This window comes from Paenibacillus sp. 01T422, assembly GCF_056398785.1.
Genome location: NZ_JBFTQB010000031.1, coordinates 1 through 15,266, shown reverse-complemented (window position 1 = coordinate 15,266; position 15,266 = coordinate 1). Strand labels below are relative to the sequence as shown.

The window sequence follows — 15,266 nt, the reverse complement described above, 5'->3', positions numbered from 1 at the left end:
CTTCAATAGACGGGCAATATCTTGGCCCAGTCCCTTCAATCGCCCCTGAAAACATTGGAGCGCGGTGCAGATTTGAGTTAATAATGTTATGCGTTTCTTCAGATGTGTACGTTAACCAACATGGCAGTTGTTCATTAGGAGTACCTGATTTTGTTTCAAAGGAGAAAAACTTAGGCTCATCATCGCCAGGTTGAATTTCCGTTTTACTGAAGTCAATAGAATCCTTATGAACACGCGGAGGAGTTCCTGTTTTGAAACGAACGAGATCAAAGCCAAGTTTACGCAGAGATTCGGATAGTTTAACAGAAGGTTGTTGATTATTAGGGCCACTCTCGTACATAAGCTCACCCATGATAACTTTTCCTCTTAGGTAAGTTCCCGTAGTAAGAACAATTGCTTTAGCATAAAACTCAGCGCCTGTTTTTGTAATAACACCTTTGATCGTGCCATCTTCAACGATGAGCTCTTCAGCCATACCTTGACGTAACGTTAAGTTTGGCGTTGCTTCAATCGTTTCCTTCATTTTGTGYTGATACGAGAATTTGTCGGCTTGTGCGCGAAGAGCATGCACAGCTGGACCTTTGCCGGTATTCRGCATGCGCATTTGAATATAAGTTTTGTCGATGTTACGACCCATTTCGCCACCAATCGCGTCGATTTCTCGAACAACGTGGCCCTTTGCAGGACCACCAATAGATGGATTACAAGGCATGAAAGCAACCATATCCAAATTAATTGTTAAAAGTAGTGTATTACAGCCCATCCGGGCAGAAGCCAGAGCAGATTCGCAACCTGCGTGTCCGGCGCCGATGACAATAACATCATATTCACCTGCATGATATCCCATAGTACAAAGTCCCTCCCTCTTTTATGAAAACGAAAATGCTGTCGGTTTTCATTTACCTAAGCAGAATTGTGTAAAAATTTGATCGATCAACGACTCTCCGACAGAATCACCAATAATCTCTCCAAGCTGCTCCCAAGCTGCTCGAATATCTATTTGTATCATATCGATTGGCACGTATTGCTCATTAGCCTCAAGCGCATCGTGTAACGAGCGTTTCGCTTGCTTCAATAATGATATATGTCGAACGTTGCTAACGTACGTCAAATCACTTGACTCTAGTTTACCCTCAAAGAAAATTCCAGCAATCGCTTTTTCCAAATGATCGATACCTTTATTCTCAATCAGAGATAACTCAACGATACGTTCCTGTGGAAAATAACTCAGCACTTGATCAATATCCAGTTTTCGACTTAAATCAATCTTATTCAAAATAACAATCGTTTGCTTATCAGCTAATTGCTTCATTAGAGCAATCTCATCTAATTGAAGCTCTTCATTGCTATTCAGTACAAGTAAAATTAAATCCGCTTCAGCCAAAGCTGTTTTCGACCTTTCCACTCCGATTTGTTCCACGATATCAGTCGTTTCCCGAATCCCTGCTGTATCTAGCAGCTTAAGTGGAATACCACCTACATTAACAAATTCCTCAATGACATCCCTAGTGGTTCCTGGAATGTCCGTTACAATCGCCCGATTCTCTTGCGCTAACTCATTCAGCAGCGATGATTTGCCTACATTCGGTTTGCCCACAATGGCTGTTTCAATGCCCTCACGTAGTATTTTACCTTGCTCAGCGGTCACCAAAAGACGGTCAATTTCAAGCATTACCGTGTCACATTTACTCTTTATGAAAGCATTCGTCATTTCTTCAACATCATGCTCAGGGTAATCAATATTGACTTCAACATGGGCCATTAATTCTACTAATACATAACGCAAATGCTTGATTTGCTTCGACAAATTTCCTTCAACCTGCTTTAAAGCCACTTTAAAAGCTCGGTCCGATTTGGCACGAATCAAGTCGATAACAGCTTCCGCTTGTGTCAAATCAATCCGACCATTAAGGAAGGCTCGCTTCGTGAATTCACCAGGTTCCGCCAATCGTATCCCCTGCTGCAGCAACAAATCCAATACCTTCTTAACAGAAACAATGCCGCCGTGACAACTAACTTCGACTACATCTTCCATTGTAAAAGAGCGCGGAGCTTTCATTAAAGTAACGAGAACCTCCTCTACCTTTTCGGCAGAAGCAGGTTCTATAATGAATCCATAATGTACCGTATGCGTATCAGCATCAGATAATTTCGTTTTTGAGCGAAAAACACGCTCCACCAGTGGAACTGCTTCATCCCCGCTCACACGAATAACCGCTATCCCACCCTCACCGAGCGGTGTAGAAATAGCAGCAATCGTATCATTTAACATAGTATTTACACCTCGAATTTACCTCATCTTAAAGAAAAAGCAATGACTTATGCTCATGTCATTGCGGCTAAGGTTATTTGACGGCGATCACGACCCGACGATTCGGTTCTTCGCCTTTGCTATATGTTTTGACGACAGGATGTCCTTGCAATTCCGCATGAATAATCTTGCGTTCTTGCGAGTTCATCGGTTCCAAAATAACTTCTTTTTTCGACTTTATGACACGATTCGCCAACCTTAGAGCTAGCTCCTCTAACGTCTTTTTACGTCTATCTCGGAAATTTTCCGCATCCAAGATAATCCGAAAATGCGAATTCGCATAACGATTTGCGACAATATTGACTAAATATTGCAGCGCATCGAGGGTTTGTCCTCTTTTACCGATCAAAATACCTAGCTCCGAACCACTCATATTCAACTGGTAGCCTTCGCGATCCTTTGTCGTGTCTATGGTGATGGAAATTTTCATCGCTTCGAACATATCTTGTAAGAAAGCAATGGCTTCCTCAAGCGGATCTGGTATCAATTCAAGCTCAACCTTAGCTTCTTTGGAACCAATAAACCCGAACAAACCCCGAGAGGGCTGTTCCAAAATATGAATCTTAACACGATCCTCCGAAACCTGCCATTGAGAAAGACCGGCTTTAACCGCTAACTCAATAGTTTTTCCAGTCACCACAATTTTTTTCATTTGGACAGGCCACCCTTATTATTTTGAGATCCAGGATTTTTTTGTTTTCCAGGAGAACCATAAATAAAGTAAGACTGAATAATGGTGAAGATGTTACCGTAAATCCAGTAAAGTGGCAGCGCAGCTGCGAAATTCATGGACATCACGAAAATCATTACCGGGAAAATGTATAGTAAGCTTTTCATTTGTTGATTCATTTGAGAAGACATAAACATTTGTTGAACGAATGTTGTTGCCGCGGCAATGATCGGAAGAATGTAATAGTGATCGGGCTGTCCTAAATTCATCCATAAAAAAGTATGCTCTCGAATATGATCATTACGCATGATAGCTTGATAAAGCGCAATCAGAATTGGCATTTGAACAATGATTGGAAAACAACCAGCTAACGGATTCACACCATTTGACTGAAATAACTTCATTGTTTCTTCCTGCTGCTTCTTCGCATCATCTTTATACTTTTCTTTAAGCTTTTTCATCTCAGGCTGCAACTCTTGCATCTTTTTAGAGCTCTTATACTGTTTCAGCGTCAGAGGCAAAATAATGAGACGAATAATTAGGGTTACGACCAAAATGGATAAGCCATATTGACCCCATAACTTGACGGCGAACCAGTCGAGTGTCTGCGAAAGCGGGTACACGAAATATTTTACAAAAAAACCTGCCGTGTTAGGATCGATTGGTGCCATAGCAGAGCTACTAGGACTACATCCTGACAACAATAAGATCAACGCAGAAAGAGCTGCAAGCAAATAGAGTCGACGAGTCAAAATGAGATCCTCCTAAATATCTTTTCCAACATAAACTATAACACAATTTAAGCGCGAAAAGAAATAATGCTTCACTTTTTTATTGTGTCGTTTCTTTTTAATAAAGAAGCTTTTCGGATTACATGCCAAATGCTTTTTTCCATCTCGGCGTATTCCATATCTACAGCGGGTTTCCTGGCCAGCAAAATGTAATCATGATGCGGCATCAGATTTTCTTTTTTCAAACGAATGATCTCTTTTACCATTCGTCTCAAGCGGTTCCGAACAACCGCGTTCCCCACTTTTTTACTCACAGATATTCCAAGTCGGAAATTTTCCAATTTAGGCTGAGGTAAATAGTAAAGAACAAACTGATGGTTGGCCATTGATTTGCCATATCGATAAATCTTATTGAAGTCTTCTCGTTTAGCTAATCTATATTCTTTTTCCACAGACGTGTACGCTCCAGACCATTAACATCAGATAAGCGAATCACCATTTAGGCATCTTATCTATTTTTGACCGAAATAACGGCATATAAACTGATCCATCTAAATGCAAAAAAAAAAGCCCCTTCCGGAGCCTCTTTTTACGCGCTAAGAACTTTTCTTCCTTTAAGACGACGAGCTTGTAGAACTTTACGACCGTTCTTCGTGCTCATTCTTTTACGGAAACCATGATTCTTCTTACGCTTTCTCGTATTCGGGTTAAACGTCGGACCCATCTATAGCACCTCCCTATCTGAGGATATCCATCCTACAAAATTTCTACTACTCATTAAATCATATAACCCTTAAGAAAGTCAACCTACCCGAGCGTTCAGAAGGAAATGCCAAATAAATCATAATAAATCGAAAAAGAATAACCTGTGTATAAAAATTATCCACCGAAAAGAGAAGCTTGTCGAAAATCAACAGAATATTAACAATATCTTGTGTTGTGAACAATTTCTATGCACAACTTGTTGTAATTGTGGATAATACCAAACAATCCGTTGATTAACAGGCTATCTTTTGTTAAGATGATAATGTTTCTGTTGTGGATATACACGACCAATTCTCCGATTTATCAACAGTCTGTGGATAACATTGTGAACAAAATTCCCTCTACAAGAATAAGTCATTTTAACCGATTCTTAATAATGTGGATAAAACGACAAAAGCCGTCCTTTTTTGACCCCATCAGACATGAAGGTTCTTTTCGCCGTAAATCGCGCAGAATATACTCTGATTGCGTTCAATCTATGCTAATTTCGGATCGCGCCAGTTAGAGCTTCAACCATAATGATTTATACACAAATCATATTTTCTGAAACCTGGCCTATACGCCACATGTTTGATTTTAAAGGAGTGAATTACTGTGGAAGGCCATTCTACGGATTTATGGCAGCAAATCTTATCGATTATCCAAACTAAACTCAGCAAACCTAGCTTCGATACTTGGTTAAAATCGACCAAAGCGACAGTTTTCAATGATTCGACTGTCGTTATTTGTGCGCCCAACAATTTTGCCCAGGAGTGGTTGGAAAGCCGGTACACCAAGCTGATTGAAGGCACAATTTATGATTACACGGGCAAACACGTTTCCGTGAAATTCATCATCGAGACTGAAGAACAGAAAGCTCAATCCGCCTCGACACAGCCGGCTGTCATACCGCCCAAAGGTCCCGCGATTGTGGCTGGCGAAGAAAATTTCACGAATATGATGAATTCGAGATATACCTTCGATACCTTCGTCATCGGATCAGGCAATAGATTCGCGCACGCAGCGTCATTAGCAGTAGCCGAAGCTCCCGCGAAAGCCTATAATCCGCTCTTTTTATACGGAGGCGTTGGTTTAGGCAAAACCCATTTGATGCATGCAATCGGACATTACGTGCTGGAACATAACCCTGGTGCCCGCGTTTTGTATATTTCATCAGAGAAATTTACGAATGAATTCATTAATGCTGTCCGTGATAACCGCGGCGAAGGGTTCCGCAATAAATATAGAACCATCGATGTACTATTAATTGACGATATTCAATTCCTCGCCGGTAAAGAAGGTACGCAGGAGGAATTTTTCCATACATTTAATGCCCTTCATGAAGAAGGCAAGCAAATTATTATCTCCAGTGACCGGCCTCCCAAAGAGATCCCAACCCTGGAAGACCGCTTGCGCTCTAGGTTTGAGTGGGGCTTGATTACTGATATCCAACCACCTGATTTAGAGACTCGCATCGCGATTCTACGTAAGAAAGCGAAAGCTGAAAACCTTGAAATTCCGAATGAGGCGATGATTTATATCGCGAATCAAATCGATACGAACATCCGCGAGCTTGAGGGTGCTCTAATAAGGGTAGTTGCCTACTCCTCTCTAATTAATCAGGATATTAGCGTGCATCTGACCGCCGAAGCTTTGAAGGATATAATCCCTTCGAACCGGCCAAGGGTCATAACCATTCAGGATATTCAGCAGCGTGTTGGTGAATTCTATGGATTAAAGCTCGAGGATTTTAAAGCGCGCAAACGAACGAAAGCCGTAGCTTTCCCTAGGCAGGTCGCTATGTACCTGTCACGAGAGCTGACGGACTTCTCTTTGCCAAAAATCGGAGACAATTTCGGTGGCCGCGACCACACAACCGTTATCCATGCCCATGAAAAAATATCGCAAATGTTGAAAGTGGACCAGGAACTCTATAAGATCGTTCATAATCTGACGGAGCGTATCAAAAACCCCTCTTAATAACATTTGATTTCGGGTGAGCCTATACACAATCTATGCACATGTGGATAGGCTTGCTCTATATACGGTTCATCCACATATCCACATATCCAGAGCCCCTACTGCTATTACTAATAAAGAATGTTATTATATAAAGATATGCTAACGCACCCCAAAAAAGAACTGCAGGAGTGAAATCATGAAATTAACGATCCTTAAAGACCATTTAATAGAATCCATTGGTCACGTTTCCAAAGCCATTTCATCACGTACAACAATTCCTATCCTTACAGGGATCAAAATAGATGCAACCTTAAGCGGTGTAACCCTTACGGCAAGCGATACCGACATTTCGATTCAAAGCTTTACGCCCAGCGAAAATGGTACCAACAAAATCATTCAGTTATTTCAAGCCGGGAGTGTTGTGCTTCCAGCTAAATTTTTCGTTGAAATTATTCGTAAACTCCCTGCTCAACTGATTGAAATTGAGGTAGGTCATAATTTTCAAACCATCATTCGCTCCGGTTCTTCCGAAATTCAAATAATGGGACTTGATCCAGATGAATATCCGCTGCTGCCAGAAATCGAAGAAAGCAAAATGTTACGCCTTCCAAGCGATTTGCTTAAAACAATGATTAAACAAACGTCTTATGCGGTATCCACAAATGAGTCTACGCCGATTCTTACGGGTGTACTTTGGAATATAACTGGTGATAAACTGAAGTTTATTGCTTGTGATCGTCATCGTCTTGCCAGTAGAGAAGTGACTGTTGATAACGATAATGCGCAAAATTTGCCTAATATTGTTATTTCAGGCCGAACGCTGAATGAATTAAGCAAAATCCTGCCTGATCAAAACTCACTTATAGATATAGTTATTTCGGACAATCAGGTTTTATTCAAAATTCATTCGATTTTATTTTACTCACGTATTTTGGACGGTACGTATCCGGATACATCGAAGCTCATTCCTCAGTCTTTTCAAACGGAAATGGTTGTTCCGACAAAAGAATTGGCTGAAGCCATCGACCGCGCTTACCTCCTTTCCAAAGAAGATAAGACGAATATTGTTAAAATGATGATGCTCGAAGACCAAACGATCGAGATTTCATCCAGCTCCTCCGAGCTCGGCAAAGTGACAGAACAGATTAACCTGCAGCATATTGTCGGTGATTTACTCAAGATCTCTTTTAACTCCAAATATATGCTCGATGCGCTCAAAGTTCTTGACTCAGAGTTTATTCATATTGGTTTTACTGGAGCTATGCAGCCTATCATCATGAAGCCGCAAGATTCGACAAACATTCTTCAGCTGATCTTGCCATATCGAACAACGAATTAAGGAGTGCTCCAGCTATGAAACAAATTGCTATTAACACCGAATACATCACGCTCGGACAGTTTCTGAAATTATCGGACTGCATATCCACAGGTGGACAAGCCAAATTTTTTGTTGTGGATACAAAAATCGAAGTGAACGGACAAGCTGAAAATCGCAGAGGACGGAAACTCGTTCCGAAAGATATCGTTACCGTGGAGGGTTTCGGACAATTCGAAGTCGTTAGCTCCTGATTGGGCCAAGCCAGGAGGATGAGTAATCATGTTTTTGAACAGACTCGCGCTTAAGTCTTACCGAAATTACGATCAGATCGAGTTGACCACGGATAGCAATGTCAATATTTTTGTAGGACCTAACGCACAAGGTAAAACGAATTTATTGGAATCCATTTATGTCTTGGCAATGACCAAATCCCATCGTACTCATCAAGACAAAGAACTAATAGGCTGGAACGGCGAACAAACACAGCTGCATGCACAGATCCAAAAGCGATATGGCAGCTGTCAACTGGATCTCTCTATTTCAACCAAAGGCAAGAAAGCAAAAATCAACGGACTCGAGCAGAAGAAGCTCAGCAACTTTATAGGTGCGCTCAATGTTGTTATGTTTGCCCCGGAAGATTTAGAAATTGTCAAAGGCACACCTGGAATAAGACGACGGTTTCTGGATATGGAGATTGGCCAAGTGCAGCCTTCCTATCTCTATGATTTATCGCAATATCAGAAAATTTTGCTTCAGCGAAACAATTATTTAAAACAAAATTTCGCTGGAAAAGGCTCTCCAGACGCAATGTTGGACATTTGGAATGAACAATTAGCACAGTATGGTGTTAAAATTATGAAAAAGCGTCAAAACTTTATAAAGAAGCTGCAACAATGGGCTGAAACGATCCATCGAGGAATTACGAATGACAGCGAAGAGCTCCTCATCCGCTATTCCCCTTCGTTTGACATGGGTACGTTTGAAGATGAATCTGTTTTATTAAACCAATTTATGATAAAGTTATCATTGGTCAGAGATCAGGAATTCCGAAGAGGCGTTACACTTGTGGGCCCTCATCGCGACGATCTTCTTTTTTACATCAACGACAAAGAAGTCCAAACCTACGGCTCTCAGGGGCAGCAGCGAACAACTGCACTCTCCCTTAAGCTGGCGGAGATTGAACTCATCCATGAGGAAGTTGGCGAATATCCTCTTTTATTGCTTGATGATGTGCTTTCAGAGCTTGATGAATATAGGCAGACGCAGTTGATCCGCACGTTTCAGGAAAAAGTGCAAACATTTATCACCACGACGGGTCTAGAAAGTGTCCATTTGGACCAACTGAACCATGCTTCCGTGTTTCATGTTTTGAAAGGAAATGTAAGTGGCAGGAGCTGAGGAGCATGTTTATTCATTTGGGTGGAGAAAAAATTATTCGAGCTTCCGAACTGATTGCTATATTCGATATCTCGATAGAAAAATCCTCAAAAATATCGAAACAATTCATTCAACAGGCTGTTAAGGATAAAAAAACAGAAAAAATCGGTGAGGAAGAATGCAAATCACTTGTTGTTACGAAAAGCAAGGTGTATTATTCCCCGATCTCCTCTACCACGCTCAAGAAAAGAGCGCATCTTTTGTTAACGAACTAACCTTTTGTTGTTCACATAAGAGAGTATAAGAGGTTTATCTCACTATAAAAAAGCAGGTGGAGATTAACATGTCCGTGAATCAAAATGCGTACGATGACAGTCAGATTCAGGTACTTGAAGGTTTAGAGGCCGTACGAAAACGGCCGGGCATGTACATTGGCTCGACAAGCGCCCGTGGACTTCACCATCTCGTATGGGAAGTTGTCGATAATAGTATTGATGAGGCATTGGCCGGCTTCTGTACCAAGATTGACGTTATAGTTCATAAGAATAATAGCATTACCGTTATTGATAATGGCCGTGGAATTCCAGTCGGTGAAAATGCGAAACTCAAGCGTCCAACATTGGAAGTTGTTCTTACGGTTCTTCATGCCGGCGGTAAGTTCGGTGGAGATGACTCCGGTTACAAGGTATCAGGGGGTCTGCACGGGGTAGGTATTTCGGTAGTTAATGCATTGTCTGAGCTTCTTACAGTTCAAGTAATGCGTGAAGGCAAAGTGCACCAGCAAGAATATCGCCGCGGTGCGCCACAGTATGATGTGAAAGTGATCGGCGAAACCGAAGAGACAGGTACGACAGTAACGTTCCAGCCAGATCCTGAGATTTTCAAAGAGACGACGGAATATGACTTTGACATTCTTCAATCCAGGATTCGTGAGCTTGCCTTCCTCAACAAGGGAATCGAAATTARTTTGATCGACGAGCGTACAGATGTGGCCACAACCCATATGTACGAGGGCGGGATTATTTCATTCGTTCAGCATTTGAATAGAAATCGTGAAGTCGTCAATGAGTTGCCGATCTACGTAGAGGGCTCCAAGGATAATATCTCTATCGAGATTGCGCTTCAGTACAACGACAGCTATACGGAAAATATTTACTCTTTCGCAAATAACATCAACACCCATGAAGGCGGTACGCACGAATCAGGTTTCAAAAGTGCGCTTACCCGGATTCTGAACGATTATGCCCGTAAATCGAACTCCCTGAAAGAAAGCGACTCTAACCTTTCCGGTGATGACGTCCGTGAGGGGCTTGCTGCGATTATTTCCGTGAAAATTCCGGAGCCGCAATTCGAGGGGCAAACGAAAACAAAACTAGGAAACAGCGAAGTCCGCGGTATTGTTGAGTCTCTATTTGCTGAGAAACTGCAAACTTTCATGGAAGAAAACCCAGCGGTAGCTAAGCGCATCCTGGAAAAAGGGATTCAAGCAGCAAGAGCTAGGGAAGCAGCACGGAAAGCGAGAGAACTGACTCGCCGTAAAAGTGCTCTAGAAGTAAGCGCTCTGCCAGGTAAGCTTGCTGACTGTTCTTCCAAGGATGCTTCTATCAGTGAGATTTACATCGTAGAAGGTGACTCTGCAGGTGGATCAGCTAAGCAAGGACGTGATCGTCACTTCCAAGCGATCCTTCCACTTCGCGGAAAAATTTTGAACGTAGAGAAGGCCAGATTGGATCGTATTTTATCTAATACGGAGATTCGGGCGATGATTACAGCTTTTGGTACGGGGATTAGCGATGATTTCGATATCAATAAAGCTCGTTATCACAAAATTATTATTATGACAGATGCCGACGTTGACGGAGCGCATATTCGTACACTCCTTCTTACGTTCTTCTACAGATACATGAAAAAACTGATTGAAACCGGTTATGTATATATTGCACAGCCTCCTCTTTTCAAATTGGAAAGAAATAAAACCATACGTTATGCCTACAACGAAAAGCAAAGAGAAACGATCATGCAAGAGTTTGGTGAAGGTGCCAAAGTCAATGTACAGCGTTACAAAGGACTTGGTGAGATGAATCCTGAGCAGTTATGGGAAACAACGATGGATCCAGAAAGCCGTACCTTGCTGCAAGTGACGATCGAAGATGCGATTGAAGCGGATACGCTCTTTGATTCTTTGATGGGAGATAACGTAGAACCTAGAAGAGATTTCATCGAGGAACACGCAATTTACGTGAAAAATCTAGATGTCTAAACGTCTTAGACGTTGTTAACGATGTAAGCTTTCAGGAGGAACATTCATGAGCGAAGAATTACGTTCGCAAGTCAAAGAAATTGACATTTCTACCGAAATGCGTACATCCTTCTTAGACTATGCGATGAGTATCATTGTCAGTCGTGCACTGCCAGATGTAAGGGATGGCCTGAAGCCAGTTCATCGTCGTATTCTATTTGCGATGTCTGAACTGGGCATGTCTCCAGATAAACCATATAAGAAATCAGCAAGAATCGTCGGCGAAGTTATCGGTAAGTATCATCCACACGGGGATTCGGCTGTTTATGAAACCATGGTTCGGATGGCACAAGATTTCTCTCTTCGTTACATGCTCGTTGACGGTCATGGTAACTTTGGGTCAATCGACGGCGATATGGCGGCAGCCATGCGTTATACGGAAGCACGCTTGTCCAAAATTGCGATGGAACTTCTACGTGATATCAACAGAGAGACAATCGATTATGCGCCTAACTACGATGGAGAAGAACAAGAACCTGTTGTTCTCCCATCTCGTTTTCCTAACTTGCTTGTGAACGGAAGTTCAGGTATCGCGGTAGGTATGGCTACGAATATTCCTCCGCATAACCTTCGAGAAGTTATTGAGGGTATTCAGATGCTGATCCAGAATCCCGAAATAACGCCTTTAGAGCTGATGACAGCGATCAAAGGGCCAGATTTTCCGACGGCTGGATTCATTCTGGGCCGTGAGGGCATCAGACAAGCCTACACGACAGGTAGAGGCTCTGTTACTATGCGGGCTAGAACCGTCATTGAAGAAAATAACAATAAGGCTAGAATCATCGTTAATGAGCTGCCTTATCAAGTTAATAAAGCTAGATTAGTTGAGAAGATTGCCGAACTCGTTCGCGAGAAAAAAATTGACGGTATCACCGATCTTCGTGATGAATCAGATCGTAACGGAATGCGTGTTGTGATCGAGCTTCGTCGGGATGTGAATCCGAATGTCGTTCTGAATAACTTGTTTAAACATACGGCTATGCAGTCTAACTTCGGTATCATTATGTTGGCGCTAGTTAATGGCCAACCAAGAGTATTGAATCTTCGTGAGATGCTTCAGTACTATCTCAAACACCAGCAGGAAGTAATTCGCCGCAGAACTGAGTATGATCTGCGCAAAGCAGAAGCGCGCGCTCATATTTTGGAAGGCTTACGGATCGCATTGGATCATCTGGATCAAGTTATCGCATTGATTCGTGCATCCAGAACAACCGAGGAGGCTAGAGAAGGCCTCATCAACACGTTTAATTTGAGCTATGATCAAGCTCAAGCTATTCTTGATATGCGTCTACAGCGTTTAACTGGATTAGAGCGTGAAAAAATTGAGGCTGAATACGAAGAGCTCATGAAGAAAATCGCTGAACTTAAAGCGATTCTTGCTGACGAGCAGCTGATTCTAGCAATCATTAGCGAAGAACTCAATGAAATAAAAGAGAAATTCGGTGACGAACGCCGTTCCGAAATTACAATTGGTGAGGAAAGCATCGAAGATGAAGACCTCATTCCACGTGAAGATGTCGTTATTACGATCACGCATACAGGTTACATTAAGCGTCTACCAGTCACCACGTATAAGAACCAGAAGCGTGGAGGACGTGGGATTGTCGGTATGGGAACCAAAAACGATGACTTCGTGGAACATTTGTTCGTAACCAATACACATCATTACCTAATGTTCTTTACGAATAAAGGTAAAGTGTATCGGTTGAAAGCTTATGAAATTCCAGATTTGAGCCGAACTGCGCGTGGAACACCGATCATTAACTTGATCCAGATCGAGCAAGGTGAAACGATCAATGCTGTGATCCCTGTTGAGAGCTTCGAGACAGATCAATTCTTATTCTTTGCAACGAAGCAAGGTGTTGTGAAGAAGACGCCAATTGACGATTACTCCAATATCCGTAAAGGTGGACTAATCGCTATTAATTTGCGTGAGGATGATGATCTCATCGGCGTTAAATTAACCGACGGCAATCAAGGTATCATTATGGGGACCAAACTCGGTATGTCAATCCATTTCCCAGAGCAAGATGTGCGTTCAATGGGTAGATCGGCTACTGGCGTAAAAGGTATCCAGCTTGATGAGGAAGATGCTGTAATCGATATGGACGTAGTCCATGAAGATAATAGTGTATTGATTGTAACGTCTAAGGGCTTCGGTAAAAGAACGCCTGTTTCCGAGTACCGTATCCAATCACGTGGTGGTAAAGGGATCAAAACCTTAAACGTCACGGACAAGAATGGTCCTGTGGTAGGTCTTAAAATCGTTCAAGAAGACGAAGATCTCATGATTATTACGGCTTCCGGCACGGTCATTCGGACAAGTATGGATGGTATCTCGGTTATGGGTCGTAACACGCAAGGTGTGCGTCTAATCAACATTCGTGAAGATGATGAAGTTGGAACCTTGGCGCGGGTACAGAAGAGCGAAGACCAAAATGAAAACGAAGAAGACGGCGATTGGGAAGAAACCGAAACGGAATCGACGGATACAGAATAATAAATTGCAGGGATGGGCTTACAAACCCATCCCTTTTACTTTACAATAGCATGTATAAGATTAAAGTAAGGTGAGTGAGCGATCGTGCCGACAGTAGCCGTTTCTCAATTAAAGTATGGCGAAAAACTAGGAGATAATGTAACAACGAAATTGGGTAATGTCCTCTTCAATAAAGGGAAAATCCTTAACGAGAGAGATCTTGAGATTCTTAAAGCTTTTTTCATTCTTTCTGTTTATATTGAATCAAAGAACGGCATTGAGCCGGAGGGAGCCATTGAGGACACGAAAGTGAAAGAAGTTGCCTCAGTTCCACCTTTTTATATAGAGTATCAGAACCTGTTAAAGCTACTTAAACGCGTTTTTTTACTTGCCAATGGCGGACAACCTTTACCCATCCTAGATATTCGTAACGGGCTTGAAGCACTTATTCAGCATATCGATACCTACAAAGTACTCACTTTTGCTCCCAAAAATCGCAATTTGCAAGACTACATATATCATAAAAGTATTATGGTAAGTTTGACCTCGTACTGTTTGGCTAGATGGCATGGTCTTCCACAGAAAGATTTAATGCAAATCGCTCTAGCCGGCCTCTTGCATGATATCGGCATTTCCAAAGTAGATTCATCCATCCTGGAGAAAAAGGGTCGTTTGATGGAGTCTGAGATGGAGGAGATTAAGCAGCATACGTTGATGGGCTATCAGATCCTGAAAAACATTTCGGGAATCAACGAGGGTGTTAAATTAACAGCCGTTCAGCATCATGAACGTGAGGATGGATCGGGTTATCCATTAGGAGTGAAAGGCGACAAACTTCATATTTACGCTAAAATCGTGGCCATCGCTGATATTTATAATGCAATGACGAATGAACGCTATCACAAAACAGCTCTGTCCCCTTACCTGGTGTTGGAGCAGCTCTTTACGGAATCATTCGGAAAAGTAGATCCAACTTTGGTTCAAGTGTTTATTAACAAGGCTACACAAATTAGCAATGGTACACTTGTTAAACTCAGTGATAATCGTATTGGAGAAATTATATTCTCGGATCGCTCGCAGCCAACAAGACCTTGGGTGAATGTCAATGGAACGATCGTCAATTTAACGCTAGAGAGAAGCCTATTTATTCAAGAAGTAATCGGACAAGTATAAAGACGAGAAGCCCCTTATCAGGGGTTTTTCTTTATTTTAAAAAGAATATAAAGAAATGCTTGCTTTCTGTTTCTATATTTGTTATATTACTCCTTGTCGCTTCGGCGGTCGAACGAAAGAACGAAAGTAACTGAAAAAAAAGTTCTTGCAATCGAATAGGCTGATGTGGTATATTGATCAGGTCGCTTTTGAAGGCGATGGA

14 protein-coding genes are annotated in these 15,266 nt (G+C 42.0%); 8 read left to right on the top strand and 6 right to left on the bottom strand.

Translation table 11 applies throughout. The annotated features are described in order from the left end of the window. From AC1DUA_RS03195 to rpmH, 6 genes are all read right to left on the bottom strand, one after another. The coding region (locus AC1DUA_RS03195; protein WP_477498358.1) for an FAD-dependent oxidoreductase at window positions 1-847 on the bottom strand (847 nt) is incomplete at its 3' end. Window positions 848-895: 48 nt separating this feature from the next. Beyond that, window positions 896-2,272 (bottom strand): tRNA uridine-5-carboxymethylaminomethyl(34) synthesis GTPase MnmE, encoded by a 1,377-nt coding sequence (gene mnmE, locus AC1DUA_RS03190; RefSeq protein WP_477498357.1) that lies wholly within the window; start codon window positions 2,270-2,272, stop codon window positions 896-898. 73 nt (window positions 2,273-2,345) lie between these two features. Continuing rightward, entirely contained in the window at window positions 2,346-2,963 is a 618-nt protein-coding gene (gene jag / locus AC1DUA_RS03185) for an RNA-binding cell elongation regulator Jag/EloR (protein ID WP_145665519.1), read from the bottom strand. Continuing rightward, window positions 2,960-3,733: a membrane protein insertase YidC gene (gene yidC, locus AC1DUA_RS03180; RefSeq protein ID WP_477498356.1), complete on the bottom strand. Its 774-nt coding sequence runs from the start codon at window positions 3,731-3,733 to the stop codon at window positions 2,960-2,962. The genes jag and yidC overlap by 4 nt, the downstream gene beginning before the upstream one ends. 71 nt (window positions 3,734-3,804) lie before the next feature. Next, window positions 3,805-4,164, bottom strand: coding sequence for a ribonuclease P protein component (rnpA, locus tag AC1DUA_RS03175; RefSeq protein WP_477498355.1), 360 nt, complete (start codon window positions 4,162-4,164; stop codon window positions 3,805-3,807). 137 nt (window positions 4,165-4,301) lie between these two features. Then, on the bottom strand, window positions 4,302-4,436 hold the full coding sequence (gene rpmH / locus AC1DUA_RS03170; protein ID WP_028557239.1) for a 50S ribosomal protein L34: 135 nt from the start codon (window positions 4,434-4,436) through the stop codon (window positions 4,302-4,304). Between the two features lie 635 nt (window positions 4,437-5,071). On the opposite strand from rpmH, the gene dnaA reads away from it, so the two are divergent. The 8 genes from dnaA to AC1DUA_RS03130 all read left to right on the top strand — a co-directional run bounded on the left by dnaA (window position 5,072) and on the right by AC1DUA_RS03130 (window position 15,064). After that, the gene (dnaA, locus tag AC1DUA_RS03165; RefSeq protein WP_477498354.1) at window positions 5,072-6,436 is read left to right on the top strand and encodes a chromosomal replication initiator protein DnaA; all 1,365 of its coding nucleotides are present in this window, start codon (window positions 5,072-5,074) and stop codon (window positions 6,434-6,436) included. A 178-nt stretch (window positions 6,437-6,614) separates the two neighbouring features. Next, window positions 6,615-7,757, top strand: coding sequence for a DNA polymerase III subunit beta (gene dnaN / locus AC1DUA_RS03160; RefSeq protein ID WP_477498353.1), 1,143 nt, complete (start codon window positions 6,615-6,617; stop codon window positions 7,755-7,757). Window positions 7,758-7,771: 14 nt separating this feature from the next. Beyond that, window positions 7,772-7,987, top strand: a complete 216-nt coding sequence (yaaA, locus tag AC1DUA_RS03155; RefSeq protein WP_274471982.1) for a S4 domain-containing protein YaaA — start codon at window positions 7,772-7,774, stop codon at window positions 7,985-7,987. Window positions 7,988-8,015: 28 nt separating this feature from the next. Then, window positions 8,016-9,134: a DNA replication/repair protein RecF gene (gene recF, locus AC1DUA_RS03150; RefSeq protein ID WP_477498352.1), complete on the top strand. Its 1,119-nt coding sequence runs from the start codon at window positions 8,016-8,018 to the stop codon at window positions 9,132-9,134. 5 nt (window positions 9,135-9,139) lie between these two features. After that, window positions 9,140-9,388 carry an extracellular matrix regulator RemB gene (remB, locus tag AC1DUA_RS03145; RefSeq protein ID WP_127454100.1) on the top strand — a complete coding sequence of 83 codons (249 nt, stop codon included), beginning with the start codon at window positions 9,140-9,142 and terminating at the stop codon, window positions 9,386-9,388. A gap of 68 nt (window positions 9,389-9,456) precedes the next feature. Further along, window positions 9,457-11,373: a DNA topoisomerase (ATP-hydrolyzing) subunit B gene (gene gyrB, locus AC1DUA_RS03140; RefSeq protein WP_477498351.1), complete on the top strand. Its 1,917-nt coding sequence runs from the start codon at window positions 9,457-9,459 to the stop codon at window positions 11,371-11,373. A gap of 46 nt (window positions 11,374-11,419) precedes the next feature. Then, the gene (gene gyrA, locus AC1DUA_RS03135; RefSeq protein ID WP_477498350.1) at window positions 11,420-13,912 is read left to right on the top strand and encodes a DNA gyrase subunit A; all 2,493 of its coding nucleotides are present in this window, start codon (window positions 11,420-11,422) and stop codon (window positions 13,910-13,912) included. A gap of 84 nt (window positions 13,913-13,996) precedes the next feature. Then, the gene (locus tag AC1DUA_RS03130) at window positions 13,997-15,064 is read left to right on the top strand and encodes an HD-GYP domain-containing protein (protein ID WP_477498349.1); all 1,068 of its coding nucleotides are present in this window, start codon (window positions 13,997-13,999) and stop codon (window positions 15,062-15,064) included. Window positions 15,065-15,266 lie beyond the last annotated feature (202 nt).